Source organism: Salinispirillum marinum, from assembly GCF_042650105.1.
GTDB classification, from domain to species: domain Bacteria; phylum Pseudomonadota; class Gammaproteobacteria; order Pseudomonadales; family Natronospirillaceae; genus Salinispirillum; species Salinispirillum marinum.
Map to the genome: position 1 here is coordinate 370,776 of NZ_JBHSAL010000002.1, position 22,246 is coordinate 393,021.

20 protein-coding genes and 4 tRNA genes are annotated in these 22,246 nt (G+C 51.3%); 14 read left to right on the forward strand and 10 right to left on the reverse strand.

Features of this window, described 5'->3' with window-relative positions:
• Positions 1 to 2: 2 nt before the first annotated feature.
• Complete coding sequence (locus ACFOSD_RS08845) at positions 3 to 890, reverse strand: hypothetical protein (protein ID WP_380695616.1); 888 nt, start codon at positions 888 to 890, stop codon at positions 3 to 5.
• A 104-nt stretch (positions 891 to 994) separates the two neighbouring features.
• On the opposite strand from ACFOSD_RS08845, the gene ACFOSD_RS08850 reads away from it, so the two are divergent.
• The 4 genes from ACFOSD_RS08850 (at position 995) to ACFOSD_RS08865 (ending at position 6,624) form a co-directional block, all read left to right on the forward strand.
• Positions 995 to 2,401 carry an MBL fold metallo-hydrolase RNA specificity domain-containing protein gene (locus ACFOSD_RS08850; protein ID WP_380695618.1) on the forward strand — a complete coding sequence of 469 codons (1,407 nt, stop codon included), beginning with the start codon at positions 995 to 997 and terminating at the stop codon, positions 2,399 to 2,401.
• 23 nt (positions 2,402 to 2,424) lie between these two features.
• On the forward strand, positions 2,425 to 3,042 hold the full coding sequence (locus ACFOSD_RS08855) for a tRNA-uridine aminocarboxypropyltransferase (protein WP_380695620.1): 618 nt from the start codon (positions 2,425 to 2,427) through the stop codon (positions 3,040 to 3,042).
• A 154-nt stretch (positions 3,043 to 3,196) separates the two neighbouring features.
• Positions 3,197 to 4,114 (forward strand): transcriptional regulator GcvA, encoded by a 918-nt coding sequence (gene gcvA, locus ACFOSD_RS08860; protein ID WP_380695622.1) that lies wholly within the window; start codon positions 3,197 to 3,199, stop codon positions 4,112 to 4,114.
• A complete protein-coding gene (locus tag ACFOSD_RS08865; protein ID WP_380695624.1) occupies positions 4,111 to 6,624 on the forward strand; it encodes an EAL domain-containing protein in 2,514 nt (837 codons plus the stop codon). Before gcvA ends, ACFOSD_RS08865 begins: the two co-directional genes overlap by 4 nt.
• 81 nt (positions 6,625 to 6,705) lie before the next feature.
• On the opposite strand, the gene ACFOSD_RS08870 is transcribed toward ACFOSD_RS08865, so the two are convergent.
• From ACFOSD_RS08870 to ACFOSD_RS08885, 4 genes are all read right to left on the reverse strand, one after another.
• Positions 6,706 to 6,894: an RSP_7527 family protein gene (locus ACFOSD_RS08870; protein ID WP_380695626.1), complete on the reverse strand. Its 189-nt coding sequence runs from the start codon at positions 6,892 to 6,894 to the stop codon at positions 6,706 to 6,708.
• A 133-nt stretch (positions 6,895 to 7,027) separates the two neighbouring features.
• The gene (locus tag ACFOSD_RS08875) at positions 7,028 to 7,789 is read right to left on the reverse strand and encodes a phosphatase (RefSeq protein WP_380695628.1); all 762 of its coding nucleotides are present in this window, start codon (positions 7,787 to 7,789) and stop codon (positions 7,028 to 7,030) included.
• Positions 7,790 to 7,902: 113 nt separating this feature from the next.
• A complete protein-coding gene (locus ACFOSD_RS08880) occupies positions 7,903 to 9,360 on the reverse strand; it encodes a glyceraldehyde-3-phosphate dehydrogenase (protein ID WP_380695630.1) in 1,458 nt (485 codons plus the stop codon).
• A gap of 144 nt (positions 9,361 to 9,504) precedes the next feature.
• Positions 9,505 to 10,215: a DUF3581 family protein gene (locus ACFOSD_RS08885; protein ID WP_380695632.1), complete on the reverse strand. Its 711-nt coding sequence runs from the start codon at positions 10,213 to 10,215 to the stop codon at positions 9,505 to 9,507.
• Between the two features lie 194 nt (positions 10,216 to 10,409).
• Between ACFOSD_RS08885 and ACFOSD_RS08890 the strand changes: the two genes are divergently transcribed.
• Entirely contained in the window at positions 10,410 to 11,831 is a 1,422-nt protein-coding gene (locus ACFOSD_RS08890; protein WP_380695634.1) for a lysophospholipid acyltransferase family protein, read from the forward strand.
• Positions 11,832 to 12,123: 292 nt separating this feature from the next.
• On the opposite strand, the gene ACFOSD_RS08895 is transcribed toward ACFOSD_RS08890, so the two are convergent.
• Positions 12,124 to 12,684, reverse strand: a complete 561-nt coding sequence (locus ACFOSD_RS08895) for a glutathione S-transferase family protein (protein WP_380695636.1) — start codon at positions 12,682 to 12,684, stop codon at positions 12,124 to 12,126.
• A 124-nt stretch (positions 12,685 to 12,808) separates the two neighbouring features.
• Here ACFOSD_RS08895 and ACFOSD_RS08900 point away from each other — a divergent pair, with 124 nt between their 5' ends.
• A complete protein-coding gene (locus ACFOSD_RS08900) occupies positions 12,809 to 13,297 on the forward strand; it encodes a YajQ family cyclic di-GMP-binding protein (RefSeq protein WP_380695638.1) in 489 nt (162 codons plus the stop codon).
• Between the two features lie 76 nt (positions 13,298 to 13,373).
• On the opposite strand, the gene ACFOSD_RS08905 is transcribed toward ACFOSD_RS08900, so the two are convergent.
• Positions 13,374 to 15,086, reverse strand: coding sequence for a potassium/proton antiporter (locus ACFOSD_RS08905; protein ID WP_380695640.1), 1,713 nt, complete (start codon positions 15,084 to 15,086; stop codon positions 13,374 to 13,376).
• A 142-nt stretch (positions 15,087 to 15,228) separates the two neighbouring features.
• Between ACFOSD_RS08905 and miaE the strand changes: the two genes are divergently transcribed.
• Entirely contained in the window at positions 15,229 to 15,867 is a 639-nt protein-coding gene (gene miaE / locus ACFOSD_RS08910; RefSeq protein WP_380695642.1) for a tRNA-(ms[2]io[6]A)-hydroxylase, read from the forward strand.
• Here the strand turns inward: miaE and ACFOSD_RS08915 are convergent.
• The 3 genes from ACFOSD_RS08915 to folD are packed head-to-tail and all read right to left on the reverse strand — an operon-like array spanning position 15,828 to position 17,943.
• Positions 15,828 to 16,577: a UDP-2,3-diacylglucosamine diphosphatase gene (locus ACFOSD_RS08915; RefSeq protein WP_380695644.1), complete on the reverse strand. Its 750-nt coding sequence runs from the start codon at positions 16,575 to 16,577 to the stop codon at positions 15,828 to 15,830. The genes miaE and ACFOSD_RS08915 overlap by 40 nt on opposite strands.
• A 2-nt stretch (positions 16,578 to 16,579) precedes the next feature.
• A complete protein-coding gene (locus tag ACFOSD_RS08920) occupies positions 16,580 to 17,077 on the reverse strand; it encodes a peptidylprolyl isomerase (RefSeq protein WP_380695646.1) in 498 nt (165 codons plus the stop codon).
• The gene (folD, locus tag ACFOSD_RS08925; protein WP_380695648.1) at positions 17,074 to 17,943 is read right to left on the reverse strand and encodes a bifunctional methylenetetrahydrofolate dehydrogenase/methenyltetrahydrofolate cyclohydrolase FolD; all 870 of its coding nucleotides are present in this window, start codon (positions 17,941 to 17,943) and stop codon (positions 17,074 to 17,076) included. The genes ACFOSD_RS08920 and folD overlap by 4 nt, the downstream gene beginning before the upstream one ends.
• A 178-nt stretch (positions 17,944 to 18,121) precedes the next feature.
• Here folD and ACFOSD_RS08930 point away from each other — a divergent pair.
• From ACFOSD_RS08930 to clpX, 7 genes are all read left to right on the forward strand, one after another.
• Positions 18,122 to 18,198: transfer RNA gene (locus tag ACFOSD_RS08930), tRNA-Pro, on the forward strand.
• 23 nt (positions 18,199 to 18,221) lie between these two features.
• Positions 18,222 to 18,298: transfer RNA gene (locus tag ACFOSD_RS08935), tRNA-Arg, on the forward strand.
• Positions 18,299 to 18,355: 57 nt separating this feature from the next.
• Positions 18,356 to 18,431, forward strand: a tRNA-His gene (locus tag ACFOSD_RS08940).
• A gap of 15 nt (positions 18,432 to 18,446) precedes the next feature.
• Positions 18,447 to 18,531 (forward strand) — tRNA-Leu (locus ACFOSD_RS08945).
• Positions 18,532 to 18,664: 133 nt separating this feature from the next.
• Entirely contained in the window at positions 18,665 to 19,963 is a 1,299-nt protein-coding gene (gene tig, locus ACFOSD_RS08950; RefSeq protein WP_380695650.1) for a trigger factor, read from the forward strand.
• A 213-nt stretch (positions 19,964 to 20,176) separates the two neighbouring features.
• Positions 20,177 to 20,782: an ATP-dependent Clp endopeptidase proteolytic subunit ClpP gene (gene clpP / locus ACFOSD_RS08955; RefSeq protein WP_449329094.1), complete on the forward strand. Its 606-nt coding sequence runs from the start codon at positions 20,177 to 20,179 to the stop codon at positions 20,780 to 20,782.
• Positions 20,783 to 20,911: 129 nt separating this feature from the next.
• On the forward strand, positions 20,912 to 22,201 hold the full coding sequence (gene clpX / locus ACFOSD_RS08960; RefSeq protein WP_380695652.1) for an ATP-dependent Clp protease ATP-binding subunit ClpX: 1,290 nt from the start codon (positions 20,912 to 20,914) through the stop codon (positions 22,199 to 22,201).
• The last annotated feature ends 45 nt before the right edge of the window (positions 22,202 to 22,246 follow it).

Genomic DNA, 22,246 nt, shown 5'->3' on the forward strand with positions numbered 1-22,246 from the left:
GTTTAGCCTCGACCACGATCGTTCAGCTGATATTTTAAACGTTCGTTTTCAAGCCGCAGGCGGTCAATTTCTAACGCAGCTTCCAAGTCTCGGTCAACCGGATAAATGCCTTCCTCGGTAGGATTTTTTTGCTTCTTACGGGCATCTTCTACCAGTTTCGTTAAGCCGGTGAGCCATTCGTCCAAACCATCGTAAAACCGGTTTTGGGCATGCCCGGCTTGAATGTCTAAAAAACCCAAAATCAGTGAACCGGCCAGCCCGAATAAAGACGAGCTGAAGGCGGTGCCCATACCCTGCAATGGGGTCAATAAGCCCGATTGCAGCGCGCCGAATACCGCAGCGAAGTCATCTTGTTCAACATTCAGGTTCACAATCACATTGCCGACGGCATTGATGGTGTCGAGTAAGCCCCAAAACGTGCCCAATAGCCCCAAAAAAACCAAAAGACTGATGAAGTAGCGTGTAATTTCTCGTTGTTCGTCCAAACGACTGCGAATGCTGTCTAGAACCGTGCGCAAGGAAATGGCCGTGAGCGTAAAGCCATCCCGCTTGTATTCATCGCCCAGTTGTCGGGCTAAGGGTTTTAACAGCCTGGGTTCACGCAATACGGACAAGCCGGCGCGACCGGTGCGAAAGCGGGCGATCCATTGCAATTCAGGGAATAACATGAAGACCTGGCGGTAGGTTATTGAAATTCCGACAAAAAGTGCAGTAAGGATAGTGACATTAAAAACCCAGTTGGCCATAAAAGCGGTGCTTAAAGGCCGGAATAATAGGGTACAGATGGCGAGTACAACCAGCAGAAAGGTCGTCATCCAGAACAGCGTATGTTTCGGATTGCTCATGCGTTCCTCGTCAGTGGCGTCGTCGATGCTCAAATCATGAGTCATTCACTGGACGCTGTAAACCATCGCTTGCCTGATGTAGGTCAGTGGTGTTCGATGTGTAGCAGTCTACAATCTTGATACAACAACATGACAAGCGGAGTGTTCACATGTCTTTAAACGCCACACTGAAGTTTTTGGGCGCCGCCGAACGTGTGACGGGATCGTGCTACCACATTCGTTTGGGCAAGCGGAATATTCTGCTCGATTGCGGTATGACCCAAGGTGAAAGTCAGATTCACGATTGGCAGCGCTTTCGCTTCAAATTTCGGCCGGAAAACATTGATGTTGTCATTTTGTCTCATGTCCATATTGACCACTCGGGTCTGCTGCCTTTGCTCGTTGCTAAAGGGTTCAGTGGCAAAATCCTCTGCACCAAAGCCACCAAAACCTTGTTGCCCGTTCTCCTCAAAGATTCCGTATTCCTGTACCTAAAGGATTTAGAGTGGCAGAACAAACGGCTGGCGCGTGGTGGAAAGCCGACGCTTAAGCCGGTGATGTCGGCCCAGGACGTCGACCGCGTGGTTGAATTAAGTGAAGGTTATGCGTACGAACAACGAGTGAATCCGTTTCCGGAGTTGGAGTTGGTGTTCAGCGACGCGGGCCATGTTTTAGGTTCCGCCATTGTGCAGCTTTGGTTGAAGCGGGGGCAGGCGATGCGCCATGTCGTGTTTTCTGGAGACTTGGGCAACCCGGATACGGTGTTGATGCGTGATCCCACACCCATCAAGCAGGCGGATGTGGTGTTGATGGAGGGCACCTATGGTGATCGCAATCACAAAACGGTGGAGGATACGTTGCATGAGTTGACCCTCGCCCTGGACGATGCACATGCCAGTGGCGGTAATGTCTTTATTCCAGCGTTTGCCCTTGGACGGACGCAGGAAATTCTCTACTATCTTGGCGTGCTGTATCACACCGGCCGGTTAAAGCAGCGGCTGGTGTTTTTAGACAGCCCGATGGCGTCTGCCATCACCGAGGTCTACAACAAGAGCTTTATGAGTCTGAATAAGGACGATACCCGCATCATGACGGAGCATCATGCGGAAAACCTCGCAGAATTCTTGCCCATTTTACGCGTCACGGAAACCGTCGAAGAGTCCATGGCGATTAATCGCATTGCACAGGGTGCGATCATCATCGCGGGTAGTGGTATGTGTAATGGCGGACGCATTGTGCACCACTTAAAGAACAATTTATGGAAGTCACAAAACCACATCGTTTTTGTCGGCTTTCAGGCAAGGGGAACACTGGGTAGGCGTCTGGTGGATGGCGAAAAAAATATCCGGTTGTTCGGCCAGCAGATGGTGGTGAATGCGCAAATACACACCTTGGGTGGATTCTCAGCACATGCCGGGCAGCGTGAATTGTTGGCCTGGGCTCGTCAGATTGCCGGGCAGCCCACGTTTTATCTGATTCATGGTGAACGCCACGCGCTGGAGGCGTTGCAGACGGCACTGGCGGACATTGATATTCACGCCGACATTCCGGTACTCGGTGACCGGGTGGATCTATGAGTCTCATTGAATGAGGGGGGAAGGTGGCTGAACGCAGGCGGTGCCATCGGTGTGATTATCCAACAGGCATGTGTGTTTGTGCCGCCATCGAGCCTATCTTCATACCGGGGCGTTGTGTCATTGTGCAAGAAGCGAAAGAACGACATCACGCGAAAAATACCGTACGGCTACTGCAACTGGCCTTGCCGAATCTGGACGTTATTCTCTCCACGGACCATGGAGCACTGAGTATTCTGCAAGCACAGCTGGCGGCCGAGCGAACCGCTTGGGGGCTCGTTTACCCTTCGGCCAATAGCCAAATCCTAGACAATCCGGCGACACCTGCGGGTCCGTTACCCATGCAATGGATCCTTCTTGACGGGACTTGGAAGAAGACCAAGCGCTTACTGTTTGAACATCCATGGCTCACGCACATACCCACTTTTTCTTTTGCCAATCCGCCGCCAAGCCAATATTTCATTCGTAAGGTGCCATCGTCCAAGGCTTTGTCGACGCTGGAGAGTGTGGCCTATCTCTATCAATTGACGCAGGGGTTGTCGATGAATGCATTATTGCAGTTGCAACATCGTTTGGTTGAACAATGGCAGCAACATCAGCCCGTGGCGCATCAACCACCTAGACAGACGGAGCAGGGAAAATAAGGTTAGTCGTCTTTAGGGTCGTGTGATCAACGCCAAAGATCGGCGGTTCTGCGCACTGAATCACAGAACGCGTTGCACAGAAGGCCGCGTCTCATGGTAGAGTTTCTCTCATGTGTCTTGTCGGTTCCTTTTGGGAGAGAGTGTCATTAAACGTTTGCCCCCCTTAAATGCGTTGCGTAGTTTTGAAGCCGCGGCCAGACATGGCAGTTTTCAAGATGCGGCAGGTGAATTGTTTGTCACGCCATCGGCCATTAGCCACCAAGTGAAGGCATTGGAAGAGTTTCTGGGCATCCCGTTGTTTATTCGACAAACCCGACGTGTTTCGCTCACCTCGGCCGGGCGGGATTACATGCGCTCAGTACAGCGCGCCTTGCGTGAAATAGAGCGATCGACACAAGACCTGTTGACCAAGCATGGCGCTGGCGAATTGCGGTTAGCGGTGACGCCAGCCTTCTTGCAACGTTGGTTATTGCCGCGTATGGGGTTGTTTTCCGAACGCTATCCGGACATCGAACTGCAAATTGAAGCATCGACCGGGTTGATCGACTTTAGCCGCAATGAGATCGACATGGCGGTCTATTATGGCGACGGTCATTGGGACGATGTTGAAGCGCATTTTTTGCGCCGCTCAGTGTTAATTCCGGTGTGCTCTCCCGCTTTATTAGCCCGGAAACCCATCCATGAACCCATCGACATGTTTCAGCATCGCCTGATTCATGTTGCCAAGCGCATAGACGAATGGCGGGCGTGGTTTGCGGCGGCGCAGACGGAATACGATGAAACGCGCAAAGGGCTTTTGATGTCCAGTGGTTCACTGGCGGCTGGAGCAGCCACACGAGGGCTAGGCATTGCTCTGGCAGACGAAGGCTTGGTGCGAGAAGAAATTCTCTCTGGCGAACTGATTTCACCCATTCATATACCCCTGCCCAAGAATAAGTCGTTTTATCTTGTTTGGGCGCAAAACCGACCGCTCAGTCCGGCCATGCTGAATTTCCGTGATTGGATCATTGAACAAATGAGCGAAGATACCAGCGAACTGGCCAATACTTCGCCGCCTGAGCGTGCAACATGATTCGCTTTGCCGATATATCTTCGTTGGCGGTATTGCCCACGCAACATGACCATGGCTTAGCCATTGTGTCCGTGCTGATTGCTATCGTGGCGGCGTTTGCCAGCGTTTCCCATGTGGCATTGATTCGTCATGCGCAACGACGCGTGATCAAGTATGCATGGCTGCTCAGTGGCTCGGTCACCTTAGGTCTGGGTGTATGGGCGATGCATTTCGTAGGTATGTTAGCGTTCGAGTTGCCAATTGAGGTGCGTTACCTCTTAGCACCTACTGCGTGGTCTGTGCTGCCTGCTGTGTTGTCGAGCGTCGTCGTTCTGCAAGTATTATTGGTGCGTATTCCCCGACCCATTCTGGTAGTGATTGGCGGTATGGTTATGGGAAGCGGTATTGGCGCAATGCACTACCTGGGTATGAGTGCCATGATGATAAGCGCTGATATCGTTTATGATGCTGGTTGGTTTTTGGTGTCACTCATCGTGGCGATGGTTATGGCGACGCTGGCGTTATCGACCGTGTTGTGGCTGCGCCAGTGGGTTGCGCTGCTTTGGGTGCGTAAGCTGGTGTTCTCCGTCGTGATGGGGTTAGCGGTTTCGACCATGCATTATGTGGCCATGTTTGCCGCGCGCTTTGTACCGAATGCCGATGTGGTGATCAGTACGGAGGCATGGCTGGTGAATCGACCTTTGATTGCCGCCGTGGCGGGTCTGGTTATGTTGGCCATTGCCGTGATCATGTCCCTGAATCAGGTTTTCATGCGGCGGGTGCGGTGGGCCCAGCACGAAGCGTCAGCATCGCAAGAGCGGGTGCGTGAACTCTATGAGCGCTTGACCAAAATATCCGCCCGCGTACCGGGCGTCGTCTATCAATTTCGCCGCGCACCGGATGGACAATACTCCTTTCCTTATGCCAGCGAAGCCATTCGCACCATTTATCGTGTAGCGCCCAATGATGTGTCGCAAGACGTAAATGCCATCGCGGAAATCATCCATCCTGACGACTTGCAAGGTGTTTTGGACGCGATAGAACAATCGGCCAACACACTGACCGTTTGGCAGCAGGAATATCGTGTGCGTTTTTCTACCGGTGAGGTTCGTTGGCTTTGGGGAAATGCTATTCCACAGCCGGATACCGATGGCGGTGTTTCTTGGTACGGCTTTATTTCCGACATTACAGAACGCAAGGCCTCTGAAGAAACGATTAATCGGTTGGCTTTTTATGATGCCTTGACTAACTTGCCGAACCGGCAAATGGTGCAGGAGCGTTTAGGTCATAGCATTGCATTGTCGGCCCGGCAGCAAACTCATGGTGCAGTCTTGTACATTGACTTGGATAATTTTAAACAATTGAACGATACCCAAGGCCACAGTATGGGGGATCGTCTTTTGGTGCAGGTGGCTAGGTTGTTGGAAAGCTGCACGCGCGCCAATGACACCTTGGCGCGCTTGGGTGGCGACGAATTTTTATTGGTGCTGGAAGGGCTGGGTAGGGATAGACGGCAGGCCGCCGTGGAGGCGGAGCGCGTGGCACGTAAAGTCATTTCGGTGTTGAACCAGCCCATCATGTTGGATGAGCGTGCACATCATGGCTCGGCCAGTATCGGGGTAAATCTCTTTTTGGGCAGTCAACACAGTGTCGAGGAACTGCTACAACGGGCCGATATTGCGATGTATCAAGCCAAGGATATGGGGCGCAATGCGATACGATTCTTCGACCCGGAAATGCACGCAGAGTTGGAAACGAATTATGCGCTGGAAAGCGCTTTGTGGCAGGCTTTGCCTAAGCACGAACTGGTTCTTTACTTTCAGGAACAAGTGGATGAGCACGGCACCCCTATAGGGGTCGAATCTTTGATTCGGTGGCAGCACCCGGAGCATGGTCTGGTTCCGCCCAGCCGTTTTATCCCTCTGGCCGAACGCAGTGAATTGATTAATAAGTTAGGGCGGTGGGTTTTGGAAACCGCTTGTCAGCAACTGGCCGTGTGGCAGAGGGATGAACGTACGGCGCACCTGACGGTGGCCGTAAACGTCAGTGCTAAGCAATTTCACCAGCCCCAGTTTGTGGAAGAGGTATTGCAGTGTTTGGTGCGCTATCACATTGCACCTGGCCGATTGAAGTTGGAATTAACGGAAACGTTGGTTTTGGCCGACATCGACGATACCTTCGATAAAATGAAGGTGCTGAAAAAACAGGGTATTATTTTTTCGATGGATGATTTTGGCACCGGCTATTCTTCGCTGGCTTACTTGTCCCGTTTGCCTTTCGATGAAGTGAAGATTGATCAGGCGTTTGTGCACCGTGCGGGCCAACAAGACAGCGTGCGCGACTGGGTTATTGTGGAGGCGATTATTGGGTTGGCACACAATCTTGATATGGGCGTTATTGCCGAAGGTGTAGAAACGCTGGAACAGCAACAGTTGTTGGCTAGCAGTCAATGTTTTCGCTATCAAGGATATTTATTCAGCAAGCCAATACCGATTGAGGCATTGGAATCTCGGTGGTTCGGGTCATCGTGAGAAGGGCGGAAATCAGGGGGTTGTTCTTGTTTTAGTCTGGCTAACCCCATGCTTTCTTAAGTTGCTTTCAGGCTAAGTGTATTAAGCGCTCTTAGCTTGATGTGGCGCGGCGAACAAGGCACGTACACGTTGTGCGACGAAAGCTACGACTTTGCTGGTCATGTCTGCGATGGCTTCTGCACGCATTTGACGCGCTTTAGTCTCATAGTAGTTAACGTCAACCACGTTCCATTCGTTTACCACAAGGTTTAAAGATTCAGTGTTTTTCATGATGATGTTCCTCTGCATGATGATGGTTGTTTGCGCCTGAGGTCTTGTTCTCAGGAATGGGTGTATGATATGGCGGACATACGGTGCTAACAAACGATCTGTTTTCATGCCATGCGTGAATAAAACTAATTCATCAATCTTTGGGTATGGTTTTCAACCAGTCTTCTAGCTCAAGCGCGACGGGCTTTCCATGCTCGGCTAAAAACGCCAAGAAGCTGTGCGCATCACGGTTCACAATCCGCCCGATGGGAAAGTTCAAACGTTCTGCATGACCTATGGCGGCTGAAAAATCCCCCAAACTGAACGCAATATGGGCATCACTGCCAAAAGAAACCTTCCAATCCAGGGCGTCTATCCGTTCCATCAAATGCACACAATGGGGTGTACTACCTTCACGAGACTGGATAAATGAACTGTTGTTGATTTCCAGCACCACATTATAGTCCCGCGCGGCGCGAATGACGTCATCGACGTCAATGGGGTAACTCGGGTTGCCGGGGTGACCAATGATTTGGCACTTGCCACTCTGGATGGCGTTAATCATGGCTCGGGTATGGGTTTTTCTGTCGCTGGGTGGGTACACCGGCTCATGAAACGAAGCGATGGCAAAGTCCAAGAAGGGCAGCATGCCTTCAGGAATATCCAGTTCGCCATCGGGTGGTGTGATGTTGGCTTCGATCGCGCGCAGAATACCCACGTTGTTGACGAGCCTAGGAATAATCTTGCGATTGCCAAAATGCCACGGATGCGGACTATCCGGCATTTCCGGGCCGTGATCGGTTAGGCTGAAGAGTTGCATGCCTTTGATCGCAGCGTGTTGAATGTAGTCATGAACCGTGCTGTACGCGTGGGTACTGGCAACCGTATGTGAATGGGTGTCGACGAGAATCTTCATAAGCCTCTGAAGTGTTGTCAGATGGGGCGGCTATGATAACAGGAATCCAGTGTCAGTGGCATGACGGGCAACCAGGAAGGGTTGCCCGTCAGAAGGGGGTCATGCTAGGCGTTTTATGTACGGTCTTGCGGAAACACTTTGATTTTCAGTTTAGCCAGCTTTTGCAGTACACGGACCACTTGGCAGCTATAACCGAATTCATTGTCATACCAGACGTACAGCACGATGCGGTTGCCGTTGGCAATGGTGGCTTTGCCATCCACGATGCCAGCATGACGATTACCCACGAAGTCGGTAGACACCACTTCGGCGGAATCGACAAAGTCAATTTGCTTTTGCATGGGTGAATAGATGGACGCCCAGCGCAAATATTCGTTCAACTCGTCTTTGTTCACTGGCTTGTTTAACGATAAGTTGAGAATGGCCATGGACACGTTAGGTGTAGGTACTCGAATGGCATTACCGGTCAGCTTGCCCGCCAGTTCTGGTAGGGCTTTGGCAACGGCTTTTGCCGCACCGGTTTCGGTCAATACCATGTTGAGAGGCGCAGAACGTCCACGACGCTCACCGCTGTGGAAATTGTCGATCAAATTTTGATCGTTGGTGTAAGAGTGTACTGTTTCAACATGGCCGTCGACCACACCGTACTGATCGTTCAAGGCCTTTAACACCGGTACGATCGCGTTCGTGGTGCAAGAGGCCGCAGACAATATGGTGTCATTGTCTGCAATATCGCCATCATTGACGCCGTAAACGATGTTCTTTAACTCGCCCTTGCCAGGTGCGGTCAATAAAACTTTCTTCACACCGCCGCACGCGAGATGCTTGCCCAAACCTTCGGCATCACGCCACACACCGGTGTTGTCTACCACCAGAGCATCTTGAATACCGAATTGGGTGTAATCAACGTCCGCCGGGCTGTTGGCGTAGATAAAGCGAATAAAATTGCCATTCACAATCAGGGCGCTGTTGGCTTCATCGACTTGAATTGTGCCGTGGAAGGGACCATGCACGGAGTCGCGGCGTAACAGGCTGGCGCGCTTCTGCAGATCACCGGCTTTACCACCGCGCACCACAACAGCGCGCAGGCGCAACTTCGAGCCGCCACCGGCTTTTTCAACCATGATGCGGGCTAACAAACGGCCAATTCGACCAAAACCATAGAGCACCACATCCTGCGATTCACCGCCAGGTGTCATCTGGTCGTGCTGGTCGACGATCTCGGCCAGTTGCTCGCGCAAGAAAGCTTCCATGTCGTTATGGCCTTCTTTACGGAACTGGGTGCCCAATTTACCCACATCGATGTGTGCCGGGCCGGGATTCAAACGGATTAAAGCCTGCAACAGCATCTGGGTCAGGGCAACATCCAGTTCTTCGCCATCGATATGGCGCACAAATCGATGGTCTTTGATGATTCGCATCACCGACCGGTTCACCATGGCACGGCCAAAGAGAGAGGTGACGATGTTGTATTGACGATACAGTTGACCAATCAGAGGAATCAGGTTTTCGGCAATCGCTTCACGGCTCTGCCATGCCTCCAGATGGGTGTCCTGGGTGTGGTCGCTCATTGGCTACCTCTATAATTTTTTCGTTGATAGGAGAGTGCGCGGGTTGCGCGCGCGCATTATGCGTTGGATGGGGCAAATTGGCAAACGAGAGTGCATATTTTGAGCAGTGCTCAGTCGGACAGCCGCCGCCTGAGCACGCATCGTTTAGCGGTTCAAATAACGGGCTTTCGCGGCATTAAAGTTGTGGATCACTTCATCCATGGCAGAGCCATCATAAGGCTGCAGACTGCTGATGATCAGGTGTTTTGTACCGGTGCCAACCGTTTTGCCATCGGCCTCTATGACGAACGTAAACTCGGCATCGCCCCGGCGTCCATTGACTGTGATCTTGGTGTCAGCGAGGGCCAGCGTAGGGGCTGCAATGTCCAGCCGGTCCAGTTCAAACGCCATGCGCTCGTAGATCACCAGCGGACGTTTCGGGTTAAACATAACACCAGCTTTCTCCATCATGGGCACCATGATAAAGGGGAAGTTTTGCCCTGAAAACGCAACATATTGCCGGGTAAAGGCCTCTATCAACGCTTGGTCATGGCTGGTCTCACCGGCATGCTCGATATGCAGATAGTCTTTTCCGGCGGTATCCTGAATGTTGATGTTGCCGTCATCATGTGAGGGCAATATTAATGCTGTGTCTGCACCGACCATGCCAGAAAACTTCACCGACATTTTGCGGCTCAAACCATAGTGCTGCAAAACAATGGCGAACAATAAGTCACCTGGCACGCAAAAGCGTTTTGAATCCACGTCATGAATAGGGTTAAAGTCACCCGCGATATCCTTTGCAAACGCGCTGGCTTGTTCTGCGTTGATGAGGATTTGGGATCCTTGCTGTGTAAAGTAGGGAGCTAAAAACACAATTTTTCGCCTATTGCTGTCAGTACGGGCATTGTGGCGACCGATAGTGCCGCTGGCAAGTAGTGATCGGCGTTAAAGAATTGTTCGAAAATCTCAAAAATATGCGCGTTGCACATTCGCCACCCTTGATCGAATGGTGTATAAAATGACGCGTCTTCGCAGCTGTTAAGCTGCTCATTGAATGAGTTAATGGAATGCGTTTGTACAATACCATACGGCAAGTTCTGCGTTTGGCCACCCATCTGTACTTTGTGGAAGTTCGGTCTACCGGTCGTGACCAAGTACCAGAAGAGGGCCCGGTAATACTGGCCGCGAACCACCCCAGTTCGTTGCTCGATTCCGTTCTGTTGGGTGTCGAGTTACCTCGGCCGGTCAGTTATTTGGCCAAGAGTGAATTGTTTCGCACCCGGTGGCTGGCCGCTTTGTACCGCAGCGTGGGAGCCATACCGTTAAAGCGTGGCGTGGGTAGTGATGAACTGGAAAGTACCTTTGAGCAGGTATATGAATTGTTGGAACGCGGTGGTTGCATTGGCATCTTCCCAGAGGGACGCAATTCACCGGCGCTCAAGGTTGCCAATTTGCGCAGTGGTACAGCACGTATGGCGTTGGCTGCCGAGGAGCGGAATCAATACCGGCTGGGGCTGACCATCGTGCCTGTGGGTATCAATTTCGAAAATCGTGAACTTTTTCTGTCGGCCGCATTGTTGCGCTTTGGCGAGCCGATACAGGTTGCAGACTATGCCGAACTGCATCGTACGGATCGAAAACGCGCCATTCGGGAACTCACGGCGGATTTGGGAGCAGCGCTTCGTCGAGAGGCTATGCACATTGAAGACGCGCGTTTGAGCGCATTGATTAATGATTTAGGTGCGGTTTACCACAAAGCCATTGCTGAGCCAGCGGACGAAATCACCCGGTCGCCGTCAACCGGCTGGCTACGTGCTATTTGGGAAAAATGGCGGGCTTTTTTCCGCCCGGCGTCGGTGAATCCCGAATCGCTGGCGGCGGTGTTTGATGGTAAGCGTTCGTTGAATGATGCCCTGTCTCGGGCGGCGGTCGTAGAGCCTGAATTGATTGACGAACTGCGGACACGCGTCGAGCGCTATAAAGATCACTTGCGGCAGACCAAATTAAAGCAGGACCTCAAACAGAGTTTTGACCAGCCCCTGCGTGAACGATTGATTCGATTACGTATGACGTTATATGCGGTGTTGATGGCACCTATCGCGCTCTATGGTTGGGTGCACAACGTCGTACCTTATGTCATCACCAAGTTGATCTCGCATCGTTTCAAGGACGAGGCCGTTAGGGCGTTCTCCTATTTTGGTGTAGGAACCTTGGCCTTTGCCGGGTTCTACTTCCTGTATTTGTTGTGGTTGTGGCATTTTACCCCGCGCGACCTCAGCAATAGCCTGTTGTACATCGCAACCTTGCCTCCTACCGGCTTGCTGTGCCTACGTTATCGCGGGCACATCACGCAGTATCGGGACAAGATTCTCTTTCGGACGTTTTTCTACACCAATGCAAACTTGATGCGACAATTGCAGGAAGAACGGCAGGCGATCATCTATCGCCTGCAGATTCTGGATGAGCGGTACGGTGACCCGGAAGACTAATTAAGTCTCCTAGGGAGGTTCTGAATTAATCGCACGGCGCTCTGGCTTTTGGAGGTGCTATGCGGCAAGGCAGGTTCACGCAGGAATGTCGAGACCTTTCCAGTGAGCCTAACGCAGCAGCGGAGCGCCTCCGAGAGCCCCGCAGCACCCAAAGGGCATAAAGGCGCGGCCAAAACGTCCATTCACTGTGTTGTACTTCTGGGCAAGGGCTACGCCCATTACCGGCGAAGTACGCCTTGCGCCTGGACGTTTTGGCTAGCGCAGAGTCGCGTGGGATTAATTCAGAGCCTCCCTAGGCTGACGGTGGCGCGGTTTCAGCAAAGGCTGCATGGGTATCAGCCAGCGTTAATAATTGCACCAAATTTGGGTAGGGTTGTAGATCGATCAGGTCACGAAATCGAATCCATCCCAAGTAACACGCTAGACGCAACTGTGCGTCGTTTAAGGGTAAAGTGCTGGGTAAGGGGAGGGAGTTTAGGTGCGCCAAACTCGAATCCACCCGTGCCTTTTGGCGCGCCAAATAGCCATTGTTTTCCGGTGTCACGCCTTCTTTGCCCAGCAAGAATAGATTCACCAAGGCATCGAGCGAGGTGTTGACCAGTAAGAACTGGTCATACTCTTCTGTCGTGGCCATAAACGGTTGGTGCGCACGCGTACGTATGTGTCGCAATATAGAAGCAGAGTCAAAAAGTTTCACGGCATCGTCCTGCAAAAAAGGTACTTTCTTGGACGGCGATTTTTGTGCGCTGACGGTGTAATCCGTTTCATGGAATTCAAACGGCAAACCGCTCTCTAATAACGCAATTCGACAGTGACGAACGAAGGGCGATGTATAACTTCCATACAAATCCATACATGAACCTCTTGTTGTGGTGGTTAGTAAGCTGACAGTACGGCAGCCTTCTTGCCTTGCCAAGGCATTTTTAAACCAATGTGCTATCATTCCGCGCCATATAAAAGACAAAACAGGGTGACCTATGCCAACGTTTGATATTGTGTCGGAAGTCAATGAAGTTGAGTTGCGCAATGCGGTTGAAAATGCGCAGCGTGAACTGGCAAACCGTTTTGATTTTCGTGGGGTAGAATCCAGTATTGAACTGAAAGAATTAACGGTGACGCTGAAAACCATGTCGGATTTTCAGGTCCGTCAGATGGAAGATGTGTTCCGCAATGCCTGTGTGAAGCGCGGCGTGGATACGTCCGGTGTCGATATTGACGAAGAGCCGGTGCACAGTGGCAAAACCTTTTCCCTTAATCTGACGTTCAAGCAGGGTATTGATCAGCCGACGGCAAAACAGATTGTGAAGTACATCAAAGACAGCAAAATGAAAGTGCAGGCGTCAATCCAAGGTGACAAAGTTCGCGTTACCGGCAAAAAACGCGATGACTTACAAGAAGCCATTGCATTGCTGCGCAAGGCAGAGGAAATTAGCTTGCCATTGCAGTTTGAAAACTTCCGCGATTGATTGATTCGGCCAGAGGGCTGGCCTCCTACATGCCCGGCTGAGGTTTTGTAGGAGTGCGGCCCTCCGCACGAATTCTCTACAATACCAACTTCAGGCCCACTTTCGCGCATCGGTCGCCTTCCATCTCTCGCACCACCAATTGCACGCTGCCTAAGTCTACCCGGTCACCGACAACGGGCTGGTTAAATTGCTGACGCAAGAACTCATGCAAGGTGAGTCCTTCCGTGTTCTCGGGTAGAACAAAGCCATACATTAAGGAGAGGTTTTGCAGGGGGATGTCGCCATTGATGACGAATTCACCGAAGAACTGCTTGTCGGCTAGGCGTGTGGTGGACTCGATGGCCACAAATAAACGATCCAGGTCATCGAGTGCGGCGCGCGGGGTTGCAAGATAGACACTGTCACCTTCCTCATAGCGCTCTGCCTGATCAATACTCATGAGCTCATTATGCCGCAACACGAGGGCAGGTTTAACGCCATCTGGGTAGGTGACTTTGAGCAATTGACGCCCAAACACCGAGCTGTCTTCAGATATACGATACCCTACTAATTCATAATCCGGCTGCCCGGGCAGCTCCAGTTCCATGCGTTGGGCGCGGGTGTTATTGGGAGGAATTTCTACTTTAAGCCAGCGTGCCACAAAGGTCAGGCTCCAGCCTTGTACGACGAGCGACACCAGCACCACGAAAAACGCCACATTGAACAGAATGTCGGCGTGCATGATGCCCGCCAACAGCGGGAAAATCGCCAGAATAATAGGCACAGCGCCACGGAGACCCACCCAACTGATAAAGGCTTGTTCCTGCCAAGAGAATTGAAAAGGTAAGAGACTGACCACAACAGCAATAGGGCGCGCAATAAAAATCAGTGCAATCGCAATGAGCAGGGCTTGACCACCGGTTGGCAGAAGGTCGGTTGGGGTCACCAATAGGCCCAGCATCAGGAACATGATGATTTGGCTCATCCACGCCAAGCCGTTGTGAAAACGTAGGATATTGTGTGCCGACTGAACGTGTCGGTTGCTCAGCACAATCCCGGCCAAATAAACGGCCAGAAAACCACTGCCACCCAACACTGCGGTCACACCAAATACGACCAAACCCGATGCCATAGCCAGTAATGGATACAAGCCCGTTGATAAAGCGGCCCCGTTGATCAAGCGTGCAGATGCAAGGCCACCCACAACCCCCAGCAGGCCGCCTAAACCCATTTGGCGAATAAATTCCACTATAACGGACAGGTTCACAGTTGCATTGCCCGTCAAAATCAACTCGATGAGTACTATGGTTAGGAAAATCGCCATCGGGTCGTTGCTGCCCGATTCAATCTCCAGCGTAGCACCTACCCGTTGCTTCAATTCGAGTTTGGCCGTGTGCAACAGAGAAAACACGGCGGCGGCGTCCGTAGATCCGACAATGGCGCCCATTAACAAACCATAGATCAACGGCAGGCCAAGTACAACGGCGGCAAGCACGCCGGTAATGCCTGCGGTAATAAGTACACCGAGAGTGGCTAACGAGATGGCGGGGCGCAAGCCCACACGAAAGCTGGACGTTTGGGTATTGAGGCCGCCATCGAACAAGATAATGGCCAACGCGACACTGCCGATCAGGTGAGCGGTTTGCACATCTTGGAAGGTCAAACCGAAGCCATCTTCACCTAAGGCCATGCCAATGATCAGGAAGACCAACAATAATGGCGCGCCCAATCGAGAGGACAGCACACTGGCCAGTATGCTGATCACAAACAACAAGCCAACGCCTAGAATGATGAAATTGCTGATTTCCATGATGCTTCTCTTACCTTGTCAGGCGCTATTGTAGCGTAACCCTGTGCGCATGTGTTCCGGGAATCTGTACTATTCGCAATTGCACCGCCGCTGCTCACTGCGTAAAATGCGCGACCTTATTTGCTGGATAGATAGCCTGTTCATGATCTCTCAGAACCTTTCGGACGATATCGCGCATATTGCCACCTTCCTTGTAGTGCCAACACCGCAGGCTTGGATTGATTGGGCGTTGGAAAATGAAGCGTTGATGCTTATCGATCATGCCCATTGTGAGAAAAAAGCAGCCTCAACCGCTCTGGGGATGATGTATCGTTACGTTGAATTTCCGACGTTTTTGCATCGACTGAGCAAGTTAGCACGAGAAGAGTTGGTGCATTTCGAGCAAGTTCTCAAAATCATGCAAAAACGGGGGATCGAATACGGGCATTTGACGGCGGCACACTACGCGAGCGAATTGATGAAGATGGCGCGTAAAGAGGAGCCGTGGCAGTTGGTTGATAAGTTGATCATCGGCGCTTTGATCGAGGCTCGTTCCTGTGAGCGCTTTGCCGCGCTTGCACCGCGACTGGATCCGGAACTGCAGACGTTTTATCTTGGGCTTTTGAAGTCCGAAGCGCGTCACTTTGAGATTTATCTGCGTCAAGCGCGAGATGTAGCACCCGGTTCGATCGACGAACGTATTAATCAATTACGTCAACGTGAGAATGAACTGATTCAGTCCACCTCCGCTGAATTCCGCTTTCACAGCGGTGTGCCCATGGACGCAGAATCCTCTGCATAATTCATGCGCTTGAGCACGGGCGACGTTTTACTGTCCCACTGACAGATCACCGCCTGACCGCGCGCCCAATCGCCCAGCACGTAACGCGTTCCTTCTTCATTCACCGAATGAAAGCCAGGCCGGTGTGTGTGCCCATGCAGAATATCAAGCGCGCCATGGGTATTTACCTGAGCGGCTGTGTAATCGAGATTAACGTCCATAATGTCTTCAGCTTTGGTCGCATTTTCCGAGGCCGAGACCTGTCGTGCCTGTTGTGCCATAGCAATGCGTTCACTTAATGACTTGCTGAGAAAATCGCGCTGCCAACCGGGGTTCCGAACCATGCGGCGAAACTCCATGTATCGCACATCGTCGATGCATAAGTGGTCGCCATGAATTAGCCAAGTAGGGCGGCCATTGATCACCAACAACTTACCTTCCGGATGCAGTGTCATTCCGGCGGTCTGAGCAAATTGTTCGCCGAGTAAAAAATCGCGATTACCGGGCACAAAATGCAGACTAATGCTGCGGGCCTTTAAGGGGCGTAACGCCTTAATGACCGCCTCAGACGCCGGGTTTGGCGCATCATCACCGATCCAAAAATCGAACAAGTCGCCCAGAATCCAAAGCGACTTAGTGTGCGGCGGTAAGCGCAGACAAAAGCGCTGGAACCCCGCAATCAGCTCTGGACGATCTGGGCTTAAATGAAGGTCGGATATGGCAAAATGCATACTTAGTCCAGAACGCTCATCGATAAGATGACCACATCATCAAGAGGCACATCTTGGTGACCATTGCTGATGCCCGTTTTAACGGCCTTAATTTGGTTAACCACGTCCATGCCTTCTGTTACCTTGCCAAACGCGGCATAGCCCCAGCCATCCATGGTTTCACTGCGGTGATTCAAAAAACTGTTGTTGGATACATTGATGAAAAACTGAGCCGTTGCAGAATGCGGGTCCATGGTGCGTGCCATGGCAATGGTGCCTACATCGTTCGCTACACCATTATTTGCTTCGTTTTTAATGGGCTCGCCAGACGTTTTTTGTTTCATGCCAGGTTCAAAACCACCACCCTGAATCATGAAGCCATCAATGATGCGGTGAAAAATAAGGCCATCGTAAAAACCGTCTTTTACGTACGCCACGAAATTGGCTACGGTTACCGGCGCCTTGTCTTCAAACAGTTCAAGGGTCACGTCACCCATAGAGGTTTTCATTAATACGTTCATTGATGTGCTCCTAAGCCATGCAGTGTGGTGGCTGCGATCAAAGTGTTTTCCATCAGGGTTGCGACCGTCATCGGACCAACGCCACCAGGAACCGGGGTTATAAAAGATGCGCGCTCAGCCGCTGTGCTGAACTCAACATCGCCAATCAACTTGCCATCTTCCTGGCGATTAATACCGACATCCACCACGATGGCGCCGGGCTTTATCCATTCTCCTTTAACCAAGCCGGGACGTCCGACGGCGACGACCACGATATCCGCCTGACGAACATGATGTTCTAAATCGGCGGTAAAGCGGTGTGTCGTCGTGGTCGTGCAGCCGGCCAAGAGTAGCTCAAGTGACATAGGGCGACCAACATGGTTCGAGGCACCGACAATGACGGCATGTTTACCACGAATATTGACGCCCGTCGATTTCAGCAGCGTCATGATGCCGCGCGGGGTACAGGATTCCAGTAGTGGCATCCTAAGGGCTAAGCGCCCAACGTTGTAGGGGTGGAAGCCATCCACATCTTTGCTGGGGCGAATACGTTCAACGACACTTTGCTCGTCAATTTGGTCAGGTAAGGGCGATTGCACAAGGATGCCATCAATTGTCGGGTCATTATTGAGTTCGTCAATTAATGCGAGGAGTTCGCGCTGGCTGGTGGTGTCGGGCAAGTCATAAGAGAGTGACTTAAAGCCGATTTCTTCGCAGCTTTTACGTTTGGAATTAACATACACTTCACTGGCTGGATCGGCGCCGACCAAAATGACGGCCAAGCCCGGCGGGCGATTACCGGCACTGACTAAAGCATCAACAGAACGTTTGATGTCGGCTTTTAAACCGGCGGCAATGGCTTTGCCGTCGATGAGGGTTGCTGCCATGAACTTGCGACTCCTTGAACGGTGGCGCGTATTTTCGCACGCTAATGGCGTCAAGTCCAAAGAAGTAGGAATGTCTATCCAATTGTTTTATCAGATGTTTTTATAAAATTCTTTAAAATTTAGGTTGACGGCCTAGAGGGGCGTCAGTAATATGCGCACCACGCTGAAACGCGGTCGTCGGAGCATAGCGCAGTTTGGTAGCGCATCTGGTTTGGGACCAGAGGGTCGGGGGTTCGAATCCCTCTGCTCCGACCACTTAATAGCAGGCAGTCTCTCGAGCGCCCGTAGCTCAACTGGATAGAGCACCGGCCTTCTAAGCCGGGGGTCGCAGGTTCGAGTCCTGCCGGGCGTGCCAGTTTGCAAACTTTCGGGAATGCAAAGGCGTCCGCAGCGGCATTATAGATTGATTATGGTGGGCGTAGCTCAGTTGGTAGAGCCCCGGATTGTGACTCCGGTGGTCGTGGGTTCAAGCCCCATCGTCCACCCCATTTTTCTGATTTAATGCGGATGTGGTGAAATTGGTATACACGCTGGATTTAGGTTCCAGTGCCGCAAGGCGTGTGAGTTCGAGTCTCACCATCCGCACCATTTCTAGACGTTCTGTCTGCTCGTTTCCTGTATTTATTAAATGGTTCATATCAATGTTGTTGATTATTGATGTGTACACCCTTACAGTTCCTGCCTTTGGCACGATTGACAAAGCATATAGCGAGGATTTTCCATGCAAGTGACCGTTGAGGCGACCTCTGGCTTAGAGCGTCGGATGGTAATCAATGTTCCCGCCGATAAGATTGATTCCGAAGTGGATAAGCGGGTAAAAGATACAGCACGTCGCGTACGTTTAGACGGCTTTCGTCCAGGCAAAGTGCCGGTCAGTGTGGTACGCCAGCGCTTTGGTCAAGGTATTCGGGCAGAGGTTCTGCAAGATGTTGTACGTGATTCCTATGTGGAAGCTTTAGATAAAGAATCCATTGTGCCGGCTGGCTATCCTCGGTTTGAAGATGTTAAAGACGAAGGCGGCCAGGTGGAATTCACCGCGGTGTTCGAAGTCTTCCCAGAAGTAACCTTGGGTGATTTCAGTGCGTTAGCGGTCGATGTTGACGAAGTTGATGTCACCGATGAAAACGTGGATCAAATGATCGATACGTTGCGTAAGCAGCGCGCTGAATACAAAGCGGTAAAACGCAAGAGTGTTAAAGAAGATAAAGTGAAAATCGACTTTGTTGGCAAGGTTGATGGTGAAGTCTTTGAAGGCGGTTCTGCTGAAGGTCAGGAGTTGGTGTTGGGCAGTGGCTCAATGATTCCGGGCTTTGAGGACGGCATCATCGGTATGAAAGCCGGTGAAGAAAAGACGATTGATGTGACTTTCCCCGAGCAGTACGGCAATGCCGATCTGGCGGGCAAGGCAGCTACCTTCGATATCACAGTGCATGAAGTCCTGAAGCCGGAAATGCCTGAGTTGGATGAAGCCTTCATCAAAGAATTAGGGGCTCGTGAAACCACTGTTGAAGGGTTTCGCGCAGAAGTTAAAGAAAACATGGAGCGTGAAGCTCGCCAATCCCTGCGCAATAAGAGCAAGGGTGTGGTTATCGATCAATTGTTGGCCAGCAACAGCTTTGATGTGCCTGCGTCTATGGTTGATCAAGAGATTGATCGTTTGCGTCAAGACGCTGTGCAACAGTTTGGTGGTCAAGCCAAAATTGATGCGAGCCAGTTGCCTAAAGAATTGTTTCAAGATCAGGCTGTGCGCCGCGTAAAAACCGGGCTAATTTTCTCGAAAATTGCCGAGCAATTCGAGATTAAGGCAGATGAAGCTGCGGTGCGTAAGTACATCGAAGACATCGCCGCGGTCTATCAAGATCCGCAGTCGGTGATTGATTATTACTACAACAACCGCGAGCAATTGGCTCAGGTACAATCGGCAGTGATGGAAGAAGCTGTGATTGCTGCTGTGCTGAAAGATGCCGCCGTGAAGACATCTACCGTCGATTATTACACTGCCGTTAAGCGCGAAGACTGATTTAGCGGTTGCTAAGGCTTGAAAAAAAAGCGGTCGCCCCTATTATCGGGGGAGACCGCTTTTTTTTTGCTAACGCGCTCGTTTCTTGCGGTAAGCTGTGCACAGGCGGTAACGGTCAAGTTGGCTTAATACGACTCTCCCTAGCGGAGCCTAATCAACCCCGTCATCAATGCGGTGCAAACGATGACGTCAATGACAGGAAACATCAGTATCATGTATCCAGATATTCAAGCAGCCGGTGGCTTGGTGCCCATGGTGGTCGAACAGACCTCTCGTGGTGAGCGTGCGTTCGATATTTATTCACGGTTGCTGAAAGAGCGCATCATCTTCCTGATTGGTCCGGTTGATGACTACAGTGCTAACCTGATTGTGGCGCAGATGCTATTTTTAGAATCTGAGAACCCCGACAAAGACATTCACTTCTACATCAATTCACCCGGTGGGTCGGTGACTGCCGGCATGTCAATTTATGACACCATGCAGTTTATCAAACCCGATGTGAGCACCATGGTGATCGGTCAAGCGGCCAGCATGGGTGCGTTTCTGTTGGCTGGTGGCGCCAAAGACAAACGCTTCGCCTTACCCAATTCGCGCGTCATGATTCACCAGCCGTTAGGCGGTTTCCAAGGCCAGGCGTCTGATATCGAGATTCATGCCAGAGAGATCATCAAGATCAAGAAAACGCTCAATGAGCTGTTGGCGCACCATACAGGTCAGACTTTAGATGTACTGGAACGTGACACAGATCGCGATAATTTCATGGATCCAGCGACAGCACTGGAGTATGGTTTGATCGATCAGGTAATGACCCAACGCTAATGCACGGGCTCAATACAGAGTAAAATCCGTGACCTTGAGCCTGTATTTGTTATGATTGTTTACCTCGCAGTCCGGCGTTGTGTATGAACACACAGCGCTGCACGGTAACACGCAATTCGGAGTATTTAGATGGCCGATGACACCTCAAAAAAAGACGACGGCAAATTGCTGTATTGTTCTTTTTGCGGCAAGAGCCAACATGAAGTCCGCAAGTTAATCGCCGGTCCATCGGTGTTCATTTGTGATGAATGTGTCGATCTTTGTAACGATATCATTCGTGAAGAACTGCAAGACATCGAGCAGGATGTTGAGCACGAAAGCTTGCCTACCCCGTCTGAAATCAAGAGCACATTGGACGAATACGTTATTGGCCAACAAAAAGCCAAGATGGTTTTGTCCGTCGCGGTATATAACCATTACAAGCGACTACGCCACGGTGAGGCGGTTGCCGGAAAGGACATTGAACTGAGCAAAAGCAATATTTTGCTGATCGGCCCTACTGGCTCAGGTAAAACACTGTTGGCTGAGACGTTAGCGCGCATGTTGAATGTACCGTTCACCATTGCCGATGCGACCACGTTGACGGAAGCAGGCTATGTGGGCGAGGACGTTGAAAACATCATTCAGAAGCTGTTGCAGAAATGCGATTACGATGTAGAGCGAGCCCAGCGTGGTATCGTCTACATTGATGAAATTGACAAAATCAGCCGTAAGTCGGATAACCCCTCGATAACCCGTGATGTGAGTGGTGAGGGTGTTCAACAGGCCTTGCTGAAGTTGATCGAAGGTACCGTTGCATCGGTGCCACCTCAAGGGGGACGTAAGCATCCGCAGCAAGAGTTCTTGCAAGTAGATACCAGCAACATGTTATTCATTTGTGGTGGCGCCTTCTCTGGCCTTGAGCAGGTTATTCGTGACCGTAGCGAGAAGAGCAGTATCGGTTTCTCCGCAAAAGTGCGCTCTAAAGATGCGTCTGGCAACGTCGGTGCTGTGTTGACCAATGTTGAACCTGAAGATTTGGTTAAATATGGTTTGATACCGGAATTCATTGGTCGTTTACCGGTGGTGGCGACATTGGAAGAGCTGGACGAATCTGCCTTAATTCAAATTCTCAGTGAACCGAAGAATGCGCTGATCAAACAGTATGCCAAATTGTTTGAAATGGAAGGCGTTGAGTTGGATTTTCGCGAGTCGGCGCTGCGCGCTGTGGCCAAAAAAGCCATGGAACGAAAAACTGGTGCACGAGGCCTGCGTTCCATACTCGAAAGCGTGCTGTTGAACACCATGTATGTTATTCCGTCTGAAAAAGATGTTGAAAAAGTGGTGATTGATGACAAGGTGATTGCTGGTGATGCAGAACCCTTGTTGATGTATGGCCGTCAAGATGAACAACAAAAGAGTGCATCTGGGCGCGAGTGAGGGTGTAGTCACCCTCCTGCTTAATCGCTCACTGCCATCCTAATT